A 5,311-nucleotide genomic window follows, 5' to 3' on the forward strand; every position below is an offset into this window, starting at 1 on the left:
GCCGAGCGCCGAGCGCCGAGCGCCGAGCGCCGAGCGCCGAGCGCCGAGCGCCGAGCGCCGAGAGAACGTCCGCGCGGCGCTCGGCGCCCGGCGCTCAGGCTGTGACGCGACGGGGGCTCCGTGAGGGGACGTACTGTCCCGCCACACGGAGCCCCCTCGACGCTCGACGCTCACCGCTCGACGCTCACTCGATCCGCACGAAGTCCTTCTTCTCGTAGTTCCGCACCCGCGCGCAGACCTCGTACCCCTCGCGGTCGCCCGAGTCGTTCGTGTTCCCCTCGATCGTGTGGAAGACGTCGCGCTCGACGGCCGACACGATGCCGACGTGGTCCCAGTCGCCGTGCGTGCGCTTCACCAGGAAGAGCGAGCCCGGGGTGACGTCGCGCGGGCCGGGGACGCTGGCGCCGACGAGGCACTGGGCGCCCTGCGCGCTCCCGGCCAGGACGTCGCAGCTGAAGGTGCGCACGACCGGCGGCTTCACGCCGAGGGTGCGCGCGGCCTGGCGGAGCACGAACGTCGCGAAGCCGGCGCACCAGGGCCACGCCTTCCCCTGGTTGCCGTCCATATACATGCGCACCCACGGCCCCATGTTCTGCCCGCCGATCTCGCGCGGGTGCTCGGCGAGGTGCTGCTTCGCGTACGCGACCACCATGGCGCCGAGCGTGGCGCCGGCCGGCGGCGCGATCGGGCGCAGCGTGCGCAGCATCGGCGCGACCAGGGCGTCGAAGGTCGCGCGGTCGACGGCGCCGGTGCGCGGGAGCCCGGCGCGCTGCTGGAACGCGCGCACGCCGGCGGCGGTGGCGGCGCCGAAGCCGCCGTCGATCGACACGCCGACGCCGTGCAGGTTGAGCCACTCCTGCACCAGCCGCGTGCGCGCGCCGCGCGCGCCCTGCTGCACGTCGCCGGCGTGCGTCGCCTCCGCCGGCGGAGCCGTCGCGGTCGCGGGGGTGTAGGTCGCGGTCGTGCTGGTGCGCGTGCGCGGCATGCGTGCGTCCTCCGTCGCCGTGGGGAACCGTGGTGCGCCACCATGCGACGAAGCGGGGCGGCGCGCAAGCATCGCGCGCCGCCCCGTGTCACCGTGCTGCGGCCCAGGCCGCCGCCGTCAGGGCGTCTGCGGCGCTCCCTGCGGCGCGGCCTGCAGCAGCGCGACCGTGCTCGCCGAGCGCTCCAGCCGCGTCACCGCGTCGCGCAGCACGCGGTCGTCGCCGAACCAGCGGCGCGCGACCGCCGAGTCGCCGCGGGCGCGGCGCAGCAGCCGCGTCGCCAGCATGCGGTCGAGCGCCTCCCCCGCCGAATCGGCGGCCGGCGACACCGCGATCCCCGACGCGCGCAGCCGCTCCACGAACTCGGCGCGCCACGGCGCCGGCACGCGCCCGTCGGCGTCCACCTCCGACTGGTGTGCGAAGGTCATCTCGCCGAGCACGCGCGCCAGCGTCTCGACCTTGGTCCCCACCGCGCGCTGCAGCGCCCGCGAGCCGGGGAGCGGCGTCGTGTCGCCGCGCACCGTCACGTCGGGGGTGATCCCGCCGTCGGCGGCGAGCGTGCGCCCGGTCCCGGTGCGCACGGTCGCCATGGCCCCCTTCTCGACGCCGGCCGCGGCGACCGAGTCGGCGTGCGTGCGCGCGCGGTGCAGCGCGCGGCCGAGCGGCGTGTGCCAGCGCGCGGTCGTCATCTTGAGCGCGTAGCCGCCCTCCAGCGGGTAGACGGCCTGCACGAGCCCCTTGCCGAACGAGCGCGTGCCGAGCACCAGCGCGCGGTCGTGGTCCTGCAGCGCGCCGGCGACGATCTCCGACGCGCTCGCGCTCCCGCCGTCGACGAGCACCACGAGCGGCACGTCGGCGGGGATGGCGGGCGCCGTCGTCGTGCGCGCCGTCTCGAGCACCCCCTCGCGCCCGCGCACCTGCACGACCGGCGCGCCCTGCGGGAGGAAGATCCCCGCCACGTCGACCGCCTGGTCGACCAGCCCGCCCGGGTTGCCGCGCAGGTCGAGCACGAGCCCCTTCGCGCCGGCGGCGAGCAGCTCGCGCACCGCGCGGCGCGTCTCGTCGCCGGCGAGGTCGGAGAACTGCTGCAGCGGCACGTAGCCGACCTGCGACGTCAGCCGCGCCGCGAACGGCACCGCGGGGAGCCGCACGACGGCGCGCGTCAGCGAGCGCTCGCGCGGCGCCCCCTCGCCCGGGCGCGCGAAGACCACGCGCACCGGCGTCCCCTCGGGGCCCTTGAGCGAGTCGGTGACGCGCGTCAGCGGCCATCCCTTCGTGGCGAGCGCGCCGACCTCGCGGATCATGTCCCCCTCCTTCACCCCCGCGCGCTCGGCGGGGGTGTTGGGGTAGACGCGGGCGACGACCTGCGTCCCCTCCTGCTGCTCGAGCAGCATCCCCACGCCGCCGTAGCGCCCGCGCGTCGACAGGTCGAACGCGGCCAGCTCCTTGGGCGAGTACAGGGTGCTGTACGGGTCGCCGAGCTCGCCCACGAGGCCGCGCGCGGCGCGCGTCATGACCGAGTCGACCGACAGCGAGTCGACGTGGTGCTGCAGGACGAGGCCGAGCACCTGGTTGAGGCGCTTGGCGGCGTCCTGCGCCGGCACGTCGGGCTGGGCCGCGCCGGCGAGCACGGCCGCGGCGAACACCGCGGCGGCCGCGGCGCACGGGAGGGGGCGGAGCGGGGGCAGACGCATGGCTGGAGATTGACGACGGGGACCGCGAAACGGTAAGGGGGGCGGGCGCCGGGCACGTTCGCGATCTGTGCACGTCGTCACCCCCCGCGCGCCCGCGTCAGCGCCCTGCGGCCGCGCCCCCGCGGCAGCCGTCGAGGAAGGCCAGCAGCGCCGCCTCGCTCACCTCGTGGTCCACCAGCCAGTCGGGCGCGACCCCCTGCAGCACGGGCGGGCGCCGCACGCGCACCCAGTCCACCCGCGCCCGCAGGTCGGGGTTCCCCACCGCCGCGCGCTCGGCGGCCGGCGCGGCGTTGTGCGCCAGCGGGTCGCGGTGCTCGGGGGGCGCGTTGGTGCCGTCGCTGTAGGCCACGAGCCCCACCTGCAGCGGGCCGCCCCACGGCACGTCGCGGCGCAGCAGCCGCTCGCGCACGCGCCACCCCTCGCCGGGCATGCGGGTGAGCAGCACGAACACCTCGCGCAGCCGCACCACGCGCAGCTCCATCCAGTCGGCGCGCGCGGGGCGCAGCTTGAGGTTCGAGCCGCTGTTCACGGTCGACTTGGTCTCGAACACCGGGACGCCCGGCGCCTCGGCGGTGCCGGTGGTGACGAACAGCCAGTTCTCGCCGCGCGGCTGCCACGTCTGCGGCGTCACGGGGCGCGGCACGCGCGCCATCAGCCCGACCAGCGACCAGAGGGCGCGCGGCATCGCCGTGTCGCCGGCGGCCACCGACGTCGCGCGCACGCGCGCCGTCACGTCGAAGTCGCCGGCGATGGTCTGGTAGAGGAAGGGCGCGTGGTAGTCGGCGAACCACCCGCTCTGCGCCGGCTCCAGCACGAGCTGCCCGGCGCGCGCGTCGATCTCGGCGCGGCGCACCATCGACGGCCAGCCGTTCTCCTCGTGGAACCACTTCCACCGGCCGCCGGCGCCGACGAGCGGCGCGCCCCCCGCGAACTCGTCGCCGAGGTGCGAGAGGTCGTCGGCCGGCGGCGCCGCGCAGGCGAGCGTGGGGCCGGGCGGCGTGGGGGTGTAGAGCGCGACGGTGACGACGCGGCGGGCGCCCTGCGCGGGGGCCACGACGGGGAGGAGCGCGAGCGCGGCGGCGGCGGCCAGCGCGGCGGCGGCGCGGACGGGAGGCGGGGTGTGCGGCATGCCGGCGACGCTACCCGGCACGCGGACGGGGGGCATGGTGCAGCTGCACCATGCCCCCCGCGGCCCCTCGTTCGCGAACCGTTCGCGCGCGGTTCGCGCGGCTACTCGTAGCGCAGCGCGATGATCGGGTCGAGCGACGCGGCGCGGCGCGCCGGCCACACGCCGAAGACCAGCCCCACGACCGCCGAGAAGGTGAAGGCGACCACGATCGACGAGGTGGCGACCGAGGTCGTCCACCCGAGCGCGACGCGCAGCCCGGTGGCCATCCCGATGCCGAGCAGGATGCCGATGATCCCGCCGAGCACGCACAGCACGATCGCCTCGATCAGGAACTGCGACAGGATCGTGGCGCGCGTGGCGCCGAGCGCCTTCCGGACGCCGACCTCGCGCGTGCGCTCGGTGACCGACACCAGCATGATGTTCATGATGCCGATGCCGCCGACCAGCAGCGACACGGTGGCGACGCCGAGCAGCAGGTAGGTGAACACCTGCGACGTCTCGGCCGCCGTCGTCAGGAAGTCGGCCTGGTTGCGGATCTGGAAGTCGTCGGGGCGGCCGGCCGGGAGGCGGTGCTCGCGGCGCAGCACGCGCTGCGCCTCGGCCATCGTCGCGTTGATCTGGTCCTCGCTCGGGGCGAGGATGTTGATCGAGCGCAGGTTGTCGCTCCCGATGACGCGGAAGCGCGCGGTGCCGAGCGGGATCACGACCTGGTCGTCCGGGTCGTTGAAGCCCGTCGCGCCGCCCTTGGGCGCGAAGACGCCGAGGATGGTGAACTGCGTGCCGCCGACGCGGATCTCCTGGCCGACCGCCGCCTCGGGGGAGGCGAAGCCGAGGTTGGCCGCGGTGGTGGCGCCGAGGACGGCGACGCGCTTGCGGCCGGCGTCGGCGCCCTCGTCGAACATCTCGCCCGCGCCGATGGTGTACTTGCGCACCGTCGGGTAGTTGGCGGACGTCCCGATGACGTTGACGCTGGTGTTCGTGTTCAGGTACTGCACCTGCAGCTGGCGCCCCATCTCGGGCTGCACGGCGACGAAGCCGCGCCCGTTCTCGACCAGCGCCTCGGCGTCCTCGACGCGCAGGCGCGCGCGGTCGGTGGCCGACGCGATGCCGCCGGTGAAGACCTGCCCGGGGTTGATCGTGACCAGCGTGGTGCCGAGCGAGGCGATGCGGGCGTTGACCGCCTGCTGCGCGCCGTTGCCGAGCGCCTGCATGGCGATCACCGCGGAGACGCCGATGATGATGCCGAGCATCGTCAGCAGCGACCGCATCTTGTTCACGCGCAGCGCCTCGAGGGCGACGCGCAGGATCTCGCCGACGGGCATGCCGCCGCGCGCGGCCGCGACCGTCGCGCGGCGCTGCGCCTCGCGGCGCGCCGCCGTCTCGACGCCGATCGCGTCCAGCCCCGTGTTGACCGTCGTCGCCATGGCTCAGGCCCCCCCGCGGCCGCCGCCGCCACCGCCGCCACCGCCGCCGGGCGCGCCGCCGCCACCACCCGGACAAGTCGG

At 76.1% G+C, this 5,311-nt stretch carries 4 protein-coding genes; all 4 read right to left on the minus strand.

Features of this window, described 5'->3' with window-relative positions; all coding sequences use genetic code 11:
- Positions 1–184: 184 nt before the first annotated feature.
- The 4 genes from PYV61_RS11465 to PYV61_RS11480 all read right to left on the minus strand — a co-directional run bounded on the left by PYV61_RS11465 (position 185) and on the right by PYV61_RS11480 (position 5,230).
- Entirely contained in the window at positions 185–985 is an 801-nt protein-coding gene (locus tag PYV61_RS11465) for a peptidoglycan-binding protein (RefSeq protein WP_275831533.1), read from the minus strand.
- 117 nt (positions 986–1,102) lie between these two features.
- Positions 1,103–2,677 (minus strand): S41 family peptidase, encoded by a 1,575-nt coding sequence (locus PYV61_RS11470; RefSeq protein WP_275831535.1) that lies wholly within the window; start codon positions 2,675–2,677, stop codon positions 1,103–1,105.
- Positions 2,678–2,774: 97 nt separating this feature from the next.
- On the minus strand, positions 2,775–3,806 hold the full coding sequence (locus PYV61_RS11475) for a hypothetical protein (RefSeq protein ID WP_275831537.1): 1,032 nt from the start codon (positions 3,804–3,806) through the stop codon (positions 2,775–2,777).
- Positions 3,807–3,907: 101 nt separating this feature from the next.
- A complete protein-coding gene (locus PYV61_RS11480) occupies positions 3,908–5,230 on the minus strand; it encodes an ABC transporter permease (RefSeq protein WP_275831539.1) in 1,323 nt (440 codons plus the stop codon).
- Positions 5,231–5,311 lie beyond the last annotated feature (81 nt).

Origin of the sequence: Roseisolibacter sp. H3M3-2, assembly GCF_029211165.1 — a bacterium.
Lineage (GTDB): Bacteria > Gemmatimonadota > Gemmatimonadetes > Gemmatimonadales > Gemmatimonadaceae > Roseisolibacter.

What these genes read in the sequence shown, in the direction of transcription:
- PYV61_RS11465 (WP_275831533.1), bottom strand. Translation starts at nt 985, where the DNA reads ATGCCGCGCACGCGCACCAGCACGACCGCGACCTACACCCCCGCGACC.
- PYV61_RS11470 (WP_275831535.1), bottom strand. Translation starts at nt 2,677, where the DNA reads ATGCGTCTGCCCCCGCTCCGCCCCCTCCCGTGCGCCGCGGCCGCCGCG.
- PYV61_RS11475 (WP_275831537.1), bottom strand. Translation starts at nt 3,806, where the DNA reads ATGCCGCACACCCCGCCTCCCGTCCGCGCCGCCGCCGCGCTGGCCGCC.
- PYV61_RS11480 (WP_275831539.1), bottom strand. Translation starts at nt 5,230, where the DNA reads ATGGCGACGACGGTCAACACGGGGCTGGACGCGATCGGCGTCGAGACG.